The organism is Amycolatopsis sp. cmx-4-54 (assembly GCF_046548895.1).
Lineage (GTDB): Bacteria > Actinomycetota > Actinomycetes > Mycobacteriales > Pseudonocardiaceae > Amycolatopsis.
Genome location: NZ_JAEBEJ010000002.1, coordinates 26,069 through 39,584, shown reverse-complemented (window position 1 = coordinate 39,584; position 13,516 = coordinate 26,069). Strand labels below are relative to the sequence as shown.

The window sequence follows — 13,516 nt, the reverse complement described above, 5'->3', positions numbered from 1 at the left end:
TGGCCCTTGGCATGGAAGAAAAACACGGCTCCAGGCCGATGTCCTAACCGGACGTCGCCTACGCGGAGCCGCCCATCGGGAAACCGAACCGGGCGGCTTTTTCTTTGGGTGACCCTGATTTCTGGAACGAAGCAGTCCGGTGCGCGGTGCGCGCCGGACTGTGTTCCAGGCCAAGGCGCGTTGGTCCAGCGGAAGGGATACCGGGTTTTCACCCCGGTGACGTGGGTTCGACTCCCACACGCGCTACGCCCCGGCACGGCGGGGAAACCTGTTCCGTCGTACCGGTGCGGCGGTGTGGGGTCCGTGTGTCCCATGCCGCCAGACGCGCACGGTCCGGCGACCGGCCGGGATTCATAGCCCCGGCCAGCCTGGCTCGACACCAGGGTGCGCGACTCAACCCATTTTGCGGGCGCTGTGCACGTCGCCACTTTTGTGACGGCGCAGGACGATGTCCTGGAAACCGTTGTCCCGCAACGCTTCTTCCAGGCCGACGCCGTTCGTGGCGACGGCCACGAGCAGTCCGCCCGTCACCAGGCTCGTGGCGACGCGACCAAGAGGTTCGGGCGAGTCCAGGAAAGCCACGACAATGTCGAAGGCACCCATCGCCGGAAGCCGGGCGAGCTGGTGGACCTCGTACGAAACCCCGACGGGGTCGCGTTCCTCTTCGCGTTGCGCGGCCGCGATCAGCGTCTGGTCCGCGTCGACGCCGGCCACGCGGCGCGCACCCTCTCGTCTGAGCAGGCGCGGATAGCGGCCATCACCGCACCCGACGACCAGGACCGACCTGCCCGCCAGGTCCGGCAGCGCTTCGAGCAGCGTCGCGGCCTGGTCCGCCATACGGCCGACGTTAGCCGACGAGGTCACCGTCCCGACAGGACCAAGAGGCCTATCCCGAAGTACATGAAAGCCCCCTTCCTGTACCTGGACGCAAGGAAGGGGGCCTTCATGTACTTCGACGGAGCTACAGCGCCCCACCGCTCGCGTCGTCGCGCTGCATGACCACGCTGGACGGTGCGGAGTGCACCGGCTTTGCGCCCTTGGGCGCCTTCTTCCGCCGCGCCAGCTTGTTCTCCAGCCACGACGCGAACCAGCTCAGGAGCAGGTTCAGCACGATGAAGATGATCGCGACGATGATCAGCGTCGGGATCGTGTTGCCGTAGAGACCGGTGAGCGGCCCGGTACTGCGGATCAGCTCGTTGAAGCCGATGGTCAGCTGACCGGCCAGCGCGGTGTCCTTGAGGATGACCACCAGCTGGCTCACCAGCGCGGGCAGCATCAGGGTGACCGCCTGCGGCAGCAGGACGGTCATCATGATCTGGGTCTTGCGCATACCCAGCGCGGACGCGGCCTCACCTTGGCCCTTGGGCAGCGAAAGGATGCCCGCGCGGAACACCTCGGCCATGACCGAACCGTTGTAGAGCACCAGGCCGGTCACCGCCGCGAACAGCGGGCGGATCTCGGCGTCGATGTCGGTGTAGAACGCGTAGAACGCGGCGGCGAAGACCATCAGCAGCAGCACCGGGATCGCCCGGAAGAACTCGACGACCGCGCCGACCGGGACCCGGATCCACTTGTGCTCCGACAACCGGCCGATGCCCAGCAGCGCACCGATCGGCAGCGCGATCACGATCGACAGCGCCGCGGCCTTCAGGGTGTTGAGGAGACCGGGCAGGATGAATTCGGTCCAGGTGGAACCCTTGACGAAGGGCTCCCACAGCGCGCCGGCCCACTGGTTCTTCTCGTCGAAGCCCACGTAGACGAGGTACGCGACCAGTGCCACGACGAGCACGAAAAGAACCGAGTAGAGCCAGTTTCGTGCTCGCGCCTTCGGCCCGGGAATGTCATAGAGGACGGTCTGCGCGCTCATCGCTTGACCTCGACCTTCTTGGCGACCCAGCCCAGCAGCAGGCCGAGGGGGAGGACCAGGATGACGAAACCGACGGCGAAGACCAGGAAGACCAGCAACAGCGAGTCGGACTCGTTCTCGACCATGTCCGACATCAGCAGTGACGCCTCGGCGACACCGATGATCGACGCGACCGTGGTGTTCTTCAGCAGGGCGATCATGACGTTCGCCAGCGGCGCGATCACCGACCGGAACGCCTGCGGCAACACGATCAGGGTCAGCACCTGGACGAAGCCGAGCCCCAGTGCGCGGGCCGCTTCCGCCTGGCCGACCGGGACGGTGTTGATGCCCGACCGCAGCGATTCACAGACGAACGTGGCGGTGTAGGCGACGAAGCCGAGGATCGCGAGCCGGAAGGCGTTGTCATCCAATGACGTCGTCGACTCCGACGAGGCCAGGTTGAGTCCCAGGGTGGAGGACAGTCCCAGCGACGTGAAGACGATGATCACGGTCAGGGGGGTGTTCCGGAAGATGTTGACGTAGGCGGTGCCGAACGCCCGCATGATCGGAACCGGGCTCACCCGCATCCCCACCAGGATGGTGCCCCAGATCAGGGAACCGATCGCGGAGAAGAAGGTGAGCTTGATCGTCATCCAGAAGGCGCCGAGCAAGTCGTAATTGGGATTGTCGAGGAAATCGAACAAGGTGCTCAACCCAGCCTCGGTACGGGAACGGTGCGCCGCGGTACACGGCGCACCGTTCGATTCCTTCAGTTCAGCGGCTCAGCGAGCCGAGTGTCAGGAGATGGCCGGGGGCTCGGGGATCTTGTATCCCGACGGGCCGACGTTCTTCTCCAGAGCGGCCTTCCACGCGCCGTCCTGCTGCATCTTCTTGATCGCGTTGTTGATCGCGGTGATGCTCTCGTTGTCGTCCTTCTTCAGGCCGACGCCGTACTTCTCGTCGGTGAAGCCCTTGCCGACCAGCTTCAGCTTGCCGGGCTGCTGCGCGGCGTAGCCACCGAGGATGACGTCATCGGTGGTCATGGCGTCGACGGTCTTGTTCAGCAGCGAGGTGACGCAGTCGGTGTATTTGCCGACTTCCTGGAGCTGAACGTCCTTGGCGTACTTCTCCTTGACGTTCTGCGCCGGGGTCGAACCCTTGACCGAGCAGAGCTTCTTGTTGCCGGTCAGCGACTCGGGGCCGGTGATGTCGGTGGAGTCGGCACGCACCAGGAGGTCCTGGTGGGCGATGAAGTACGGGCCCGCGAAGGAGACCTCGTTCTTGCGCTTGTCGGTGATCGAGTAGGTGGCGACGATGAAGTCGACCTCACCCTTCTTGATCAGGTCCTCACGCTGCGCGGACTGCGCTTCCTTCCAGGTGATCCCCGACTCTTCGACGCCGAGCTCCTTGGCGATGTACTTCGCCACGTCGACGTCGAAACCAGCGTAGGTGCCGTCGGCCTGCTTCTGGCCGAGACCGGGCTGGTCGAACTTGATGCCGATGACCAGCTTCTTGTCGCTCTTGGCCTTCGCCACCACGTTCTTGGCGCCGCTGGAGCCGCTGCCGGCGTCCGACCCGCCGCCGCCACCACAGGCGGAGAGGGCGAGACCGGCCGCCACGACGGCCGCGCTCATTCGCAGAACTCGGTTCAACCGCATTGTTCTCAGTTTCCTTCCGAATCTTGTCCAGCCATACCGGCCGGCGGGGAAGACCTCAGTGGGTCAGGATCTTGCCGAGGAAGTCCTTGGCGCGATCCGTCCTCGGCTTGGTGAAGAACTCGTCGGGGGTGGAGTCCTCGACGATCTCGCCGTCGGACATGAACACCACCCGGTTCGCCGCGCGCCGCGCGAAGCCCATCTCGTGGGTGACGACGAGCATCGTCATCCCGTCTTTGGCGAGCGTGGTCATCACGTCGAGGACCTCCTGGACCATCTCCGGGTCCAGCGCCGAGGTCGGCTCGTCGAACAGCATCACCTTGGGGCGCATGGCCAGCGCGCGGGCGATCGCCACCCGCTGCTGCTGCCCGCCGGAGAGCTGCGCCGGGTACTTGCCTGCCTGGTTGGCGATGCCGACGCGTTCGAGCAGGTCCATCGCGGTCTTGCGGGCCTCGGCCGTGTTGACCTTGCGGACCTTCATCGGCGCGAGCATGACGTTCTCGAGGATCGTCTTGTGCGCGAACAGGTTGAACGACTGGAACACCATGCCGACGTCGGCGCGCAGCGCGGCCAGCGCCTTTCCTTCGGCGGGCAGCGGCACGCCGTCCACCGCGATCTCACCGGAGTTGATGGGTTCCAGCCGGTTGATCGCCCGGCACAGCGTCGACTTGCCAGACCCGGACGGCCCGAGCACGACCACGACCTGCCCGCGCGGCACCTCGAGGTTGATCTCCTTGAGCACGTGCAGGTCGCCGAAGTACTTGTTCACGGCGGCCGCCTTGATCATCGGCGCCGCCACCTCCGCGGTCATCTGGCCTCCAGGAGCGTTCGTTTGCAGGGGACTGCGGGGTCAGGCACCACGCGATGGCGGAAACCTACTCCCGTCGGACCGCTTGTAAAGACGGCTTGACCAATACTTAGGGTTTCAAGTCCGTATCGTTCTCAAGCCACCGGACGGCCCCGGTCCACCTCCGTCCGGCGCTGATCAGCCTAGACAAGGCGGGGGTGTCCCGTAACCGGGGTCACAGCAGATCTGTGACACATCGTGACCATTACCGCGTGCAGTGGGTCCCTCACAGAGCCATCCGGCCCAGCGGTACGGGCAGCGCGAGAGGTGACTCACCCCATAGAGTCGTTCTTCAAGTCGTCGCGGTGGCGGTGACGGCGCGAAAGGGAAAACACGGGTGCGGGTACTGCTGGTGGAGGACGACGACCGGGTCGCGGGTGCCTTGACGCCCGCGCTGACCCGGCGCGGCCTGACGATCAAACGCCTCGCCTCCGGCGCCGGGGTGCTCGATCTGGTGCACGAGGTCGACGTCGTGCTGCTCGACCTCGGGCTCCCCGACATCGACGGGATCGTCCTGTGCCGCCGGATCCGCGCGGTCAGCGACGTCGCGGTGATCGTCGTATCGGCGCGAGGCGAGGTCGACGACCGGATCCAAGGGCTCCGGTCCGGCGCCGACGACTATCTGGTCAAGCCCTACGACGTCGACGAACTGGTCGCCCGGGTCGAGGCCGTGCGCCGTCGCCGCGGGGAACGGCCCGCCGCGCCCGAACCGCCGGGCGTCATCCGGGCAGGTGATGTCTCGGTCGATATCGGGCGCCACGAGGTGCAGGTCGACGGGCAGCCGGTTTCGTTGTCCCGCAAGGAGTTCCAGGTGCTCGCGCTGGTGGTCACCGCCCGCGGCGCGGTCTGCGCCCGTGATCACGTGCTGAACGAGGTCTGGGGGCATCGCGGTCCCGCGGAGAGCCGGTCGCTCGACGTCCACGTCGCCACCCTGCGGACCAAACTGGGCAGGCCCGCGCTGATCGAGACCGTCCGCGGCGTCGGGTACCGCCTCGGCGGCGCCTACGGTCCGGCCGAAGAGGGCTGAGCCGGTGCGCGTCCGCCTCCAGGCGATCGTGCTGACGCTGGTCGCGGCGCTCGTGTTCGGCCTCGGCATCCCGCTCGCGCTCAGCGTGGCGGCCAGTGTGCAGCTCGACCTCTTCCTCGACCGTCTCACCGACACCTCCCGGTTCGCGTCGCTGGCCCAGCGACCGCTGGTGGAGAACCGGCCGGACCTGATCGTGGACGAGCTCCACCGCTACACCGAGGTCTACGACGTGCCGGTGGCGATCGTCGACCAGGACGGCGAATCCGTCGTCAGGGGGCCGGGTGAGACATCCGGGATCGACCTGAAGGACCCCGTCATCGCCTCGCATCTGCAGCAGGCGCTGGCGGGGCGGCGTTCGGAGCCCGGAGCGCTGCTGATACCGTGGACCACCGAGCCGCTGGTGCTGGCCGAGCCGATCCTCATCGACGGCGAGGTGCGGGGCGCGGTGATCACCGTGTCCTCGACCGGCAAGGCCCGCACCGAACTCCTGTGGTGGTGGCTGCTCATCGCGGCGGGCGCGGTGCTGGCGTTCGGGATCGCGTTGCTGGTCGCGGTGCCGGTGGTGCGCTGGATCCTGCGCCCGGTCCGGCGGCTCGACGACGCCACCGGCGAACTGGTCGCCTCCGTGGTCAGCGGACGCGAGGTCAAACGGGTGGGGGAGACCGGCGGGCCGCCGGAACTACGGCAGCTCGAACGGTCCTTCGACCGGATGGCCGCCAGCGTCGACGAGGCACTTTCGGCGCAGCGCGCGTTCGTCGCCGACGCCTCCCACCAGCTGCGGAACCCGTTGACCGCGTTGAAGATCCGGCTCGGCAACCTCGACGGCCACGTCGACGACGACCTCGCCGCTGCCGACCTCGAAGCCGCCGTCGTCGACGCGCGACGGCTCAACCAGATCCTCGACGAACTCCTCTCGCTGGCCCGCGCCGAGGCCTCTGGTGGCGAACTGGTGCCGGTCGGCCTCGACGAGATGGTGGGCGCCAGGGTCGCCGACTGGACCGTGGTCGGCGCGGCACGCGACATCACGCTGGTGGCGACCGGCCTTGGCGGCGGACTGCGGGTGCTCACCCCGGCCCGCGGCCTCGAAGTGGTCCTCGACGCGCTGCTGGACAACGCGCTCAAGTTCACCGAGCCGGGGACCGAGGTGCGGGTGGACGTCACCACCGCGGACGGGAAGGTCGACATCGCCGTCCGCGACCACGGCCCCGGCCTGCGCGACGACGAGCTGGACCGCGCGGCGGACCGGTTCTGGCGCAGCACCGCGCATCAGAACGTGCCCGGATCGGGCCTCGGCCTGGCCATCGTCACCGAGATTCTGGCCCGCTCGGACGGTTCGCTGCGGCTCGGCTCACCCGAGGGCGGCGGCCTCGAGGTGACCGTGACCCTGCCGATCGTCAGTTCTTGAGCGAACGGAAGTAGCGCAGCGCACCGGGGTGCAACGGCAGGGGAGAGGTCTCGATGGCGGGGTGGACGTCGATCGACAGCGCGGCCCCCGCCGCCTTGACCAGCTGGTCCCGCGCGTCGAACAGGCCGCGCACCAGCGCCTCGGCGACGTCGTCGGACATCGAGGCGGGTACGACCAGGAAGTTCGGCAGGACGAGGGTGGTCACCGGCTCCGACAGGTTGTAGGCCGTCACCGGGATGGTCGCCGTGCGATACACCGGGCTGGAGGCCCGCAGGGCGTCCGCGAGGTCGGTGATGTCGAGCAGCCGCACACCGAACGTCTGCACGGCTTCCGTGATCGACGGCGTCGGCACACCACCGGACCAGATCACGGCGTCGATCTGCCGGTCCCTCAACGCGGGCAGCGCTTCGTCGATCCCCAGGTTCCGCCGGTCGATCGCGCCGGTGAGACCGGACGCCGTCAGCAACTGCTTCGACAGGAATTCGACGCCGGAGTCCGGTGAGCCGATCGCGACCTTGCGCCCGCGCAGCTGGGCGAACGACTCGACCGGCGAGTCGGCCCGCACGATGACGTGCAGGTAGTCGTCGTGCACCCGGGCCAGTGCGGCCAGCCCGGTGCTCTTCGCGGCGGCGACGTCGGCGGCCACGAACGCGACGTCGGCCTTCCCCGCGCGCACCCGGTCGATGTTGTCCGGGGAGCCGTGCGTCTCCTGGATCTCCGGCCGCTGGGTGTCCAGTTGCGCGGTCCAGGCATCGGCCAGCGCCTCGGCCAGCTTGTCGTAGACGCCGCCGTTGAGCCCCGCCGCGATCCGCACCTTCGTGCCGGACAGATCCGGTCCGCACCCGGCGACCAGGGCGCAGACCACGGCGATCACCACCGCGAGCACCCCTGGTCTCCTCATGAGGGTCGATCGTGCCATGGAACCCCGCCCGCGTACCCTCGAAGGCGAGATGAGCGCGCGTACTTACCAGATCCGCACCTTCGGCTGCCAGATGAACGTGCATGACTCCGAACGTCTTGCCGGGCAGCTCGAGGACGCCGGCTACGTTCCGGGTGACGGCGAGGCCACACCCGACCTGATCGTGTTCAACACCTGCGCGGTGCGGGAGAACGCGGACAACAAGCTGTACGGCACCCTCGGCCATCTGCGGCCGCAGAAGACGGCGAAGCCGGAGATGCAGATCGCCGTCGGCGGCTGCCTCGCCCAGAAGGACCGCGGCGAGATCGTCAAGCGCGCGCCCTGGGTCGACGTCGTCTTCGGCACGCACAACATCGGTTCGCTGCCGACGCTGCTGGAGCGCGCGCGGCACAACGCCGAGGCCGAGGTCGAGATCCTCGAATCGCTCGAGACCTTCCCTTCGACGCTCCCGGCGAAGCGCGATTCGGCGTACGCGGGCTGGGTGTCGATTTCGGTCGGCTGCAACAACACCTGCACCTTCTGCATCGTCCCGGCGCTGCGCGGCAAGGAACGCGACCGCCGCCCCGGCGAGATCCTGGCCGAGGTCGAGGCGCTCGTCGCCGAAGGCGTGCTGGAAGTGACCCTGCTCGGTCAGAACGTGAACTCCTACGGCGTCGAGTTCGGTGATCGGCTCGCCTTCGGGAAGCTGCTGCGCGCCTGCGGTGCGGTGGACGGGCTGGAGCGCGTCCGGTTCACCTCTCCGCATCCGGCGGCGTTCACCGAGGACGTCATCGACGCGATGGCCGAGACGCCGAACGTCTGCCACCAGCTGCACATGCCGTTGCAGTCCGGTTCGGACCGGGTGCTGCGCGAGATGAAGCGGTCCTACCGTTCCGCGCGCTACCTCAAGATCCTCGACCGCGTGCGCGAGGCCATGCCCGACGCCGCGATCACCACCGACATCATCGTCGGCTTCCCCGGCGAGACCGAGGAAGACTTCCAGGCGACGCTCGACGTCGTCGCGCAGGCGCGGTTCTCCAGCGCGTTCACCTTCCAGTACTCGATCCGGCCGGGCACGCCCGCGGCCGAGATGGACGGGCAGCTGCCGAAGGAGGTCGTGCAGGAGCGCTACGAACGGCTCGTGAAGCTGCAGAACGACATCTCCTGGGACGAGAACAAGAAGATCGTCGGGCGGCGGGTCGAGCTGCTGGTGGCGTCCGGCGAAGGCCGCAAGGACACCGAGACGCGGCGCATGAGCGGCCGCGCGCGGGACGGCAGGCTCGTCCACTTCACGCCGACGGGACCGCTCGTGGACCGCTCGGTGCGTCCCGGCGACGTCGTCGAGACCGTGGTGACCTACGGCGCTCCGCACCATCTCGTCGCCGACGGCGATCTGCTTTCGCACCGCCGTACCAAGGCGGGCGACAACTCCGAGGCCGGGCTGCGGCCGAAGACCAACGGCGTGACGCTGGGCCTGCCGGGCTTCGGTACCCCGGCCGTCACGCCGGAACCGGTGAGCGGGTGTGCACTGTGACCGAACCGAAGATCGACGAACTCGCCGCCGAGATCGACGAAGTCGGCGAACGCGCGGCCAAGACGATCGAACTGGGCAGGCGCGGGTTCTCCATCGCCGTGCTGGTGTTCGTGCTGCTGGTCGCGCAGCTGCTGCCCTGGGTCGGCGAGCACGCCGGCTGGGAGGTGCTGCTCGGCGAGGGCGGCGGGATCCCGCAGCTGTTCGCCGCGACCTCCACCGGGGTCGGGGTGTTCGTCTCCGCCGTCACGCTGGTGACGCGGCGCTGGTGGCTGGCCTGGGTCTGCGCCGCGGGAGGCTGGTTCGCCTCCGTCGACGGAATGCTCGCGATCTGGTCCCAGCAGTCCTCGAACGCGACCGGCGCGGTCGGTGGCGGTCCGGGCTTCGGGCTGATCGTCGCCTGGATCGCCACCGTCGCGCTGGCCATCTACTGGATGCGTGCCGCCTTCTCGCGCAGCTAGCCGACCCGCAAGGTGAGGTTGCTGGACGTATAGGCGCTCGCGTAGAGCGTCGTTTCCGGGTGATAGACCCTCAGCGTGATCACCGCGCTGAAGGAGAAACTCAGCCTCAGGGAGAACGTCGAGTTGGGCCGGCATGTCGTGTCGGCGATGTTCACCCAGACGCTGCCCTAAAGCTGCTGCACGATGATCGCTTCGAGGCTGTCGGTGCCGGCAGTGCTGTCGGTGCCTTCTTGGGCCTGCAAAGTCCCCTTGAGGGTGACCTGCTCGTTGACCTTGGCCTGTTTCTTGCTGAGCGAGGCGTCGAGCTTGACCTTCTTCTTTCCGGCCTTCTTTCCGGCTTCGGAGGAGGCCGGGAGCGGTGCCGGGGAACCGGTCGCCGCCGCGGCCGGGGCGAGCCCGGCCACCAGAGCACAACTGATCGCCAGGGCGGCGAACGCCCGGCGTACTGGGGGAATCAGTGTCTGGTTCATGATCGAAGTCGACCACGGTCGAGCGCGGAGAGCGCTCGAATACGCGCGAAGGTGCTAGCCGTCCCTCCACAGTGGAGTGACGTGTTGCCGACGTTGCGAAAGCCACTTTCGCAACCTTCAACGTTGCGAAAGTGGCTTTCGCATCACGTCGCCTTCGCCTAACCCCGCGATTAGCGCGTGAAGGCCCCCTTCCCTCGGCTCAGCCGAGGGAAGGGGGCCTTCACGCGCTTGAAGACCTACCGGTTCGCGATGGCCGCTTCCGCCGCCTCGAGCCACTCACGCCACTGCGCGGCCTGCTCGTCCGCCTTCTTCGCGCGCCGCTCGTCGCCCGCCGCACGGGCCTTCGCCGCCTGCGACTCGAACTGCTCGACCCGCTCGCGGAACTGCGCCGCCCTGGCCTGCGCCTCCGGGTCGGTCCGGCGCCACTTGCTGTCCTCGGCCGACTTGATCGCGTCCTGCACGGCCTTCAGCCGCCCGTCCAGCTCGCGGATGCGCTCGCGCGGGACCTTGCCGATCTCGTCCCACTGGTCCTGGATGCGCCGCATGTGCTGCTTCGCCGCCTCGAGGTTCGCGGCGGGATCGATCTTCTCGGCCTCGACGAGCAGCTCTTCCTTCTGCTGCGCGTTGGTCGCGAACTCGGCGTCCCGCTCGGAGAACACCGCGGACCGCCGGGCGAAGAACTTGTCCTGCGCGGCACGGAAACGCTGCCAGAGCGCCTCGTCACTGTCCTTGGGAGCGCGGCCGGCGGCCTTCCACTCGGTCATCAGGTCCTTGTAGCGGCCCGCCGTCTCGCCCCAGTCCGACGACTCCGAGAGCGCTTCGGCCTCGGCGATCAGCTCTTCCTTGCGGTGCTTGGCGCCCGCGCGCTGCTTGTCGAGCTCGGCGAAATGCGAGCCGCGGCGCCGGTTGAACGCCTCGCGGGCCTTGGAGAACCGCTTCCACAGCTCGTCGTCGGTCTTGCGGTCGACCCCCTTGACGGTCTTCCACTCGTCCAGGATGGCGCGCAGCCGGTCGCCGGCGGCCTTCCACTGGGTCGACTCGGCGGCGAGCTTCTCGGCCTCGTCGGCGAGGGCCTGCTTGCGGACGACGGCGGCCGCGCGGGCTTCCTCACGCTCCTGCTTGGCCGAGGCCAGCGCCTTCTCGGCGTGGGCGATGACCTGTTCGATGCGGCCGCTCAGCGCGGCGATGTCGCCGACGACGGCGGCTTCGGCGAGGCCGCCACGCAGCTGCGTGGCCGTCGCCAGGGCGTGCTTCGGATCGCCCGCGCCGGACTCCAGGCGGGTTTCCAGCAGCTCGACCTCGGTGCGCAGGTCGTCGAAGCGGCGCGCGTAGTGGAGCAGACCCTCGTCCGGGCTCCCGGCCTGCCAGACACCGACCGCGCGCTCGCCGTCGGGTGTGGTGACGTAGACCGTTCCTTCGTCGTCGACCCTGCCCCAAGCGGACGGGCTGGGCTCGGCGGGCGGCACGGGGGGTGCGGGGTGCCCGCCACCGAGCGCGTGCGGTACCGGGTGCGGTGCCGGGGTACCGGTGGACGTGTTCTCCTGGGCCATCGCAGGCTCCTTATCGCCTGTACGCCCGCTGGCGCGGGCGCCCCGCCTAGCGGCGGGGCCGGGTAATGCGTTGCCGTCTTGCTTCGGGGGTATCAACCCCTTGCGGCATTCAAGCAGCTCAGCGTCCACCGTGGAACCGGATGAACCACCAGAGGGCAGTGATCCTACTTCCGGAGGACCCTCGGTGTCGGTCGGTTGCGGGTCCCCGTGGGCGGGGAAGGTAACGTCGGCGGCCGTGATCCGCCGTGTCGCCGTGCTCCCGCAACCCCCGCTGCTCATCCCCGAACTCGCCGCCGGAGCGGCGGACGAATGCGCCGAGCTGCGCGAAGCCTGCCTCACCGCCGCGAGGCGCCTGACCAGCGTTTCGCCGGATTGGGTCGTCGTCGGCGCGGCCCCGGGCGCGCCCGGGGTACCGGAGCACGCGAGCGGCTCCTTCCGGGGATTCGGCGTCGACCTCGGAGTCTCACTCAGCCGGGTGACAACTGCGGAAACCGAGCTGCCGTTGCCCGCGCTCGTGGCCGGCTGGCTGCGCGAGCAGGGCGGCGCGGCGTCCGTCCGAGTCCACCTCGTCGACCCAGCCACCCCTTCCGACCAGTGCGAACAGTTCGCCGTCGGACTGGGAGAGCCCGCCGCGCTACTCGTCCTCGGCGACGGTTCGAGCCGGCACGGCCCGCGTTCCCCCGGTGGCGAAGACGAGCGCGCGGGGGATTTCGACGCCGGGATCCGCGACGCGCTGGCCAAGGCCGACACGGGCGCGCTGTCCGCACTCGACCCCGCTCTGGCGACCGAACTCGGGGCGGGTGGCCGCGCGCCCTGGCAGGTCCTCGCCGGTTTGGCGGCGGACGGGGACTGGACCGCCGAGGTCCTCTACTCCGCCGCGCCGTTCGGCGTCGGCTACCACGTCGCGATCTGGGAGCGCGCGTGATCCGGCCGGTCGCGGTCGTCGGGCCCACGGCGACCGGGAAGACCGCGCTGGCGGTCGAACTGGCCCTCACCCTCGGGGGTGAAGTGGTCAACGCGGACGCGCTGCAGCTGTACCGCGGGATGGACATCGGGACGGCCAAGGCGACCCTCGAAGAGCGGCGGGGCGTGCCGCATCATTTGCTGGACGTCCTCGAGGTCACGGAGACGGCGTCCGTCGCCGCGTATCAGCGCGACGCACGTCAGCGCGTCGAAGACCTCCTCGACGCCGGCCGTGTGCCGATCCTCACCGGCGGCTCGGGTCTGTACGTCCAAGCCGTGCTCGACGACCTCACGTTTCCGGGCACCGATCCGGACGTGCGCGCCCGGCTGACCGCCGAAGCCGACGAAATCGGTGTCGCCGCGATGCACGCCCGGCTCACCGAACTCGACCCCGTGGCCGCCACCGCCATCCTGCCGACCAACAGCCGCCGGATCGTGCGCGCGCTGGAGGTCATCGAGATCACCGGCGAACCGTTCTCGGCGAACCTGCCGAAACCGGGGCCCGCGCGCTACGACACGGTCCTGATCGGCATCGATCGCGAACCGGCCGAACTCGACGCCCGTGTCGATCGCCGCGTGGAGCTCATGTTCGAAGCGGGGCTCGTCGACGAGGTCCGGACTTTGCTGGGCCACGGACTCCGCGACGGGCTCACCGCGTCGAGGGCGCTGGGTTACCAGCAGGTGATCGCCGCGCTCGACGGCGACGGCGACTTCCAAGCCGCCGCTGAGGCCACCGCGCAAGCCACCCGCAGGTTCGTGCGAAGGCAACGTTCCTGGTTCCGGCGGGACAAGCGGATCGAGTGGTTGGACGGCGGTTCGGAGCGGCTGGCCGAGCGCGTCCTCGAAGTGACGGCCCAGTAATC

The 13,516-nt window shown here is 68.8% G+C and carries 15 protein-coding genes and 1 tRNA gene; 7 read left to right on the top strand and 9 right to left on the bottom strand.

Going from position 1 to position 13,516, the window contains the following annotated elements:
• Positions 1 to 174 precede the first annotated feature (174 nt).
• Positions 175 to 246, top strand: a tRNA-Glu gene (locus ACLJQ7_RS05435).
• A gap of 147 nt (positions 247 to 393) precedes the next feature.
• Here ACLJQ7_RS05435 and ACLJQ7_RS05430 read toward each other — a convergent pair.
• From ACLJQ7_RS05430 to ACLJQ7_RS05410, 5 genes are all read right to left on the bottom strand, one after another.
• Positions 394 to 837, bottom strand: a complete 444-nt coding sequence (locus ACLJQ7_RS05430) for a class I SAM-dependent methyltransferase (protein ID WP_410647054.1) — start codon at positions 835 to 837, stop codon at positions 394 to 396.
• Positions 838 to 961: 124 nt separating this feature from the next.
• Positions 962 to 1,867, bottom strand: coding sequence for an amino acid ABC transporter permease (locus ACLJQ7_RS05425; protein WP_410647053.1), 906 nt, complete (start codon positions 1,865 to 1,867; stop codon positions 962 to 964).
• Positions 1,864 to 2,559, bottom strand: a complete 696-nt coding sequence (locus tag ACLJQ7_RS05420) for an amino acid ABC transporter permease (RefSeq protein WP_410647052.1) — start codon at positions 2,557 to 2,559, stop codon at positions 1,864 to 1,866. Before ACLJQ7_RS05420 ends, ACLJQ7_RS05425 begins: the two co-directional genes overlap by 4 nt.
• An 84-nt stretch (positions 2,560 to 2,643) precedes the next feature.
• Entirely contained in the window at positions 2,644 to 3,504 is an 861-nt protein-coding gene (locus tag ACLJQ7_RS05415; protein WP_410647051.1) for a glutamate ABC transporter substrate-binding protein, read from the bottom strand.
• A 55-nt stretch (positions 3,505 to 3,559) separates the two neighbouring features.
• Complete coding sequence (locus tag ACLJQ7_RS05410) at positions 3,560 to 4,288, bottom strand: amino acid ABC transporter ATP-binding protein (protein WP_410647838.1); 729 nt, start codon at positions 4,286 to 4,288, stop codon at positions 3,560 to 3,562.
• A 397-nt stretch (positions 4,289 to 4,685) separates the two neighbouring features.
• On the opposite strand from ACLJQ7_RS05410, the gene ACLJQ7_RS05405 reads away from it, so the two are divergent.
• Both ACLJQ7_RS05405 and ACLJQ7_RS05400 read left to right on the top strand, forming a co-directional pair.
• Positions 4,686 to 5,375 carry a response regulator transcription factor gene (locus ACLJQ7_RS05405; RefSeq protein WP_185927233.1) on the top strand — a complete coding sequence of 230 codons (690 nt, stop codon included), beginning with the start codon at positions 4,686 to 4,688 and terminating at the stop codon, positions 5,373 to 5,375.
• Positions 5,376 to 5,379: 4 nt separating this feature from the next.
• On the top strand, positions 5,380 to 6,780 hold the full coding sequence (locus tag ACLJQ7_RS05400; RefSeq protein ID WP_410647050.1) for a sensor histidine kinase: 1,401 nt from the start codon (positions 5,380 to 5,382) through the stop codon (positions 6,778 to 6,780).
• On the opposite strand, the gene ACLJQ7_RS05395 is transcribed toward ACLJQ7_RS05400, so the two are convergent.
• Positions 6,770 to 7,681: a TAXI family TRAP transporter solute-binding subunit gene (locus ACLJQ7_RS05395; RefSeq protein WP_410647049.1), complete on the bottom strand. Its 912-nt coding sequence runs from the start codon at positions 7,679 to 7,681 to the stop codon at positions 6,770 to 6,772. The genes ACLJQ7_RS05400 and ACLJQ7_RS05395 overlap by 11 nt on opposite strands.
• A gap of 16 nt (positions 7,682 to 7,697) precedes the next feature.
• Here ACLJQ7_RS05395 and miaB point away from each other — a divergent pair, with 16 nt between their 5' ends.
• A complete protein-coding gene (miaB, locus tag ACLJQ7_RS05390) occupies positions 7,698 to 9,212 on the top strand; it encodes a tRNA (N6-isopentenyl adenosine(37)-C2)-methylthiotransferase MiaB (RefSeq protein ID WP_410647837.1) in 1,515 nt (504 codons plus the stop codon).
• A complete protein-coding gene (locus tag ACLJQ7_RS05385; protein ID WP_410647048.1) occupies positions 9,209 to 9,670 on the top strand; it encodes a hypothetical protein in 462 nt (153 codons plus the stop codon). Before miaB ends, ACLJQ7_RS05385 begins: the two co-directional genes overlap by 4 nt.
• On the opposite strand, the gene ACLJQ7_RS05380 is transcribed toward ACLJQ7_RS05385, so the two are convergent.
• The 3 genes from ACLJQ7_RS05380 to ACLJQ7_RS05370 all read right to left on the bottom strand — a co-directional run bounded on the left by ACLJQ7_RS05380 (position 9,667) and on the right by ACLJQ7_RS05370 (position 11,690).
• Entirely contained in the window at positions 9,667 to 9,825 is a 159-nt protein-coding gene (locus ACLJQ7_RS05380) for a hypothetical protein (protein WP_410647047.1), read from the bottom strand. The two genes, ACLJQ7_RS05385 and ACLJQ7_RS05380, sit on opposite strands and share 4 nt — an antisense overlap.
• 12 nt (positions 9,826 to 9,837) lie before the next feature.
• Entirely contained in the window at positions 9,838 to 10,140 is a 303-nt protein-coding gene (locus tag ACLJQ7_RS05375) for a hypothetical protein (protein ID WP_410647046.1), read from the bottom strand.
• 236 nt (positions 10,141 to 10,376) lie between these two features.
• A complete protein-coding gene (locus tag ACLJQ7_RS05370) occupies positions 10,377 to 11,690 on the bottom strand; it encodes a DUF349 domain-containing protein (protein ID WP_410647045.1) in 1,314 nt (437 codons plus the stop codon).
• 235 nt (positions 11,691 to 11,925) lie between these two features.
• Here ACLJQ7_RS05370 and ACLJQ7_RS05365 point away from each other — a divergent pair, with 235 nt between their 5' ends.
• Both ACLJQ7_RS05365 and miaA read left to right on the top strand, forming a co-directional pair.
• Positions 11,926 to 12,615, top strand: coding sequence for a class III extradiol dioxygenase subunit B-like domain-containing protein (locus ACLJQ7_RS05365; protein WP_410647044.1), 690 nt, complete (start codon positions 11,926 to 11,928; stop codon positions 12,613 to 12,615).
• Positions 12,612 to 13,514 carry a tRNA (adenosine(37)-N6)-dimethylallyltransferase MiaA gene (gene miaA / locus ACLJQ7_RS05360; RefSeq protein WP_410647043.1) on the top strand — a complete coding sequence of 301 codons (903 nt, stop codon included), beginning with the start codon at positions 12,612 to 12,614 and terminating at the stop codon, positions 13,512 to 13,514. Before ACLJQ7_RS05365 ends, miaA begins: the two co-directional genes overlap by 4 nt.
• Positions 13,515 to 13,516 lie beyond the last annotated feature (2 nt).